Consider the following 2,686-nt stretch of genomic DNA (forward strand, 5'->3'; position numbering starts at 1 on the left):
TTAAACGCGAATTGGTGTCAGGTCCAGGTCCCCCTCGCGAATAGCGTAACGGGTCGACTCGGCTATGCTGTTGCAGCCCACGCCCCATGCTGAAGGACAAAACGTGAGCGGTGCCGGACCCGTCGTTTCCCTCTACGGGATGGCCTGGCCGCCGGACAGAACCAGGAGCGTATTGACGAAGGCCTTGAGCTCGGGACACTGCCCGATTGCGATCAATAAATCGTTGTCCCGCAGTATGGCCTTGGCGTCGCGGGGCTTGACGTAACTTTTTTTGCGTTTCCCCGCCTCGAAGATTTCCTTGATATGACAGGCCGGAGGTTTCCCGTGATCGATGGTCTCCGGTTGTCCTTGAGGGGCGGCTTTGTCGTGAAGCGCCAGCTTTTGGATCGTCGTCCAGTAGGGCAACAGCCAGGCCTCGAAGTCATGCTGTGCCGCGTGTGGATGGAACCTCGGCTCGTTCCCGACCCACTGACGCATCTTGGCTTTGGCGTCTGCGGCATCGTTGAAGTCGGGCGGTTGGGTCCCCGTGTAGACGTCCGTCAGAGCGATGACGTGATCCGAGCTCCCTGCAACAAGTTATGCACCAAACGTTTCAGTTTTTCTGCCTTTGGAATGCGGCCGTCCTGAGGAAGGAAATCCAGCCTGGGCATTCGGGAAATTCTTGAGCGCAGAAAAGCGGTGAGGGCTTCCTTGAAAGCGGTCTCCGTCCTGCCCTCCACGATGATCGAGAGCTTCATGCCCGCCCTCCCATGCGCCCCATCCGCCAGACCTCGTCCAGGGAATATTCGTCGAGCCAACGGGCGAGATCCAGGGTATCCGCGGGCGTGATCGTCGCCTCCCCCTCCTCGCCGACATCCATCACGTAGACCTCGTCGGGTTTCAAGAAACGGACGAACCGATCGGAGTGGGTCGTGACGATCAACTGAGTCCTGGCGGAGGCCTCCCGCATCAACTGGGCCAACAGGTCCAGAAGCTCGGGGTGCAGGCTGACCTCCGGCTCGTCGATCATCGTCACCGTCGAGAGCTCGGGGCTCTGCAGCAGGGCCGTCAACCAGAGGAAGCGCAGGGTCCCCTCCGAAAGCTCATCGGCGTATATCGGGCTCTCAAACTTTTTGTCCTTCCAGGACAAAGCCAGCATCCCTGCGGCTGCGGGCGGAAAAGTCAGCTCCTCGAAATCCGGGTAAGCCGCCCTCAGGGCGTCCGTTACCGCATCGAAGCGGGGCCGGTCGCTCTCCCTCAGGGAGTACAGAAACGGGAGAAGGGCCTCACCATTTGCCCCCGGCAGGTCAGCCGGTTTTACGGGTTGAGGCAGTTTGATCGGAGCTCTCGATCCCACGTCCAGGGTATGATACTGCGTTGCGGTCGCCAGGACGCGGCGCAGGGCCTCCGGCTGACGAAACATCCTGGGGACCTGGGAGAGGGCCGTCTCCCCTGGGTTGTAGTCCCAGTCCGGGACGTCCAGGCGCTTCGTCTCCGTGTTGTAGTACTCGACCCTCCCATGGTGGGCGTCGATGTAAAAAAAGGCCTGGGACGATCCGACTTCTGCTGCGACAGCGTCTCCTGGGTTATGGAAGAGCCGGCTCCCCTGGGCTCCATTTGAAGCCGATACCTCAGAGGCTCGTAACCGGGCACCTCCATATCGACGGCCAACGCCATTTCTTCGCATTTGCCACGAGTCAACAGCTTTGCGACCCCTCCGAATCGGGACAGGGTTTCGCCCAACCTCCCAGCGGCCGAGGCGGAGAGGAGCGTAAGGGCGTCCAAAAAGGAGGTCTTCCCCACCCCGTTCGCACCGATCAGGACCATGAAGGGCCTCACTGGAATATCCAGCGATCGCAGCCTCCGAAATCCCTCTATGGCAATTCTCCTGATCTTGTAGGTCCCGAACGCCGCCTGCTCGTTCATGGCTCTCTCCTTTCATCCGAAGAAAATCCGATCCGCCCCAGGCGCCTTTCGCGGGGGCTCCCGCGACCCGATACATCGCGATGGGGTCAAAGACCCGCTCAAAGAAGACCCGATACGAAAATCCGTCGTTCGTCGTTTTCATCGCCCCCTCTCGTCGTCTCCGGCCCCCTCACTCCCTGCCGAAGCGCCTCAGGAGCTCCTCCGGCCCTAGGACCAGCATCGTGGGCCTGCCGTGGGGGCAGTGGAAGGGCTGAACGCACCGGTGGAGGTCGCGCCACAGCGCGAGGGCCTCCGCGGGGGCCAGAGCGGTGGTGAGCTTCACGGCCGCCTTGCAGGCCATGGTCGCCCATGTGCGCCACAAAAGCTCCTTCGCGTCGCCGTCCCGGTCCGCCTTCAGCGCAGCCAGGGACGCCCTCAGCAGGGCCTCCGGCTCCGGCGCGCCGTCGGGCAGCGCGGGGACGGCGGCGAGGCGCAGGCCGCCCTCGTGGCTCTCCAGGCTGAAGCCCGCCGCTTCGAGGGCGGCGCGGTACTCCTCCGCCTCCAGGGCCAGCGTCGGCGGCAGCGGCGTCGGGAGCAGGAGCTTCTGGACCGCCGCCTCTCCCATCGCCCGATCGCGGATCCGTTCGTAGCCCACCCGCTCGTGCGCCGCATGGGGGTCCATCAGCACCAGCCCATCCGGCGCGTCGAAGACCAGATAGCCCTGGGAGGTCTGGCCCATGTAGACCGGAGCCTCCACCGCCGGAACGCCCTCCGGCTTCGGGCTCGGCTCGCTTTCCTCCCT

5 protein-coding genes are annotated in these 2,686 nt (G+C 63.5%); all 5 read right to left on the bottom strand.

Features of this window, described 5'->3' with window-relative positions; all coding sequences use genetic code 11:
* Positions 1-132: 132 nt before the first annotated feature.
* Positions 133-549, bottom strand: a complete 417-nt coding sequence (locus SY1_RS05815; protein ID WP_208874004.1) for a DUF4276 family protein — start codon at positions 547-549, stop codon at positions 133-135.
* Entirely contained in the window at positions 540-737 is a 198-nt protein-coding gene (locus SY1_RS05820) for a hypothetical protein (RefSeq protein WP_015556472.1), read from the bottom strand. The genes SY1_RS05815 and SY1_RS05820 overlap by 10 nt, the downstream gene beginning before the upstream one ends.
* Entirely contained in the window at positions 734-1,402 is a 669-nt protein-coding gene (locus tag SY1_RS05825; protein ID WP_208873048.1) for an AAA family ATPase, read from the bottom strand. Before SY1_RS05825 ends, SY1_RS05820 begins: the two co-directional genes overlap by 4 nt.
* Positions 1,297-1,905, bottom strand: coding sequence for an AAA family ATPase (locus tag SY1_RS12895; protein WP_208873050.1), 609 nt, complete (start codon positions 1,903-1,905; stop codon positions 1,297-1,299). The genes SY1_RS05825 and SY1_RS12895 overlap by 106 nt, the downstream gene beginning before the upstream one ends.
* Positions 1,906-2,074: 169 nt before the next feature.
* Positions 2,075-2,686, bottom strand: a 612-nt coding sequence (locus SY1_RS05835) for a DNA mismatch repair MutL family protein (RefSeq protein ID WP_481128939.1), incomplete at its 5' end; no start/stop codon positions are given.

The organism is Fretibacterium fastidiosum (genome assembly GCF_000210715.1).
GTDB lineage: Bacteria > Synergistota > Synergistia > Synergistales > Aminobacteriaceae > Fretibacterium > Fretibacterium fastidiosum.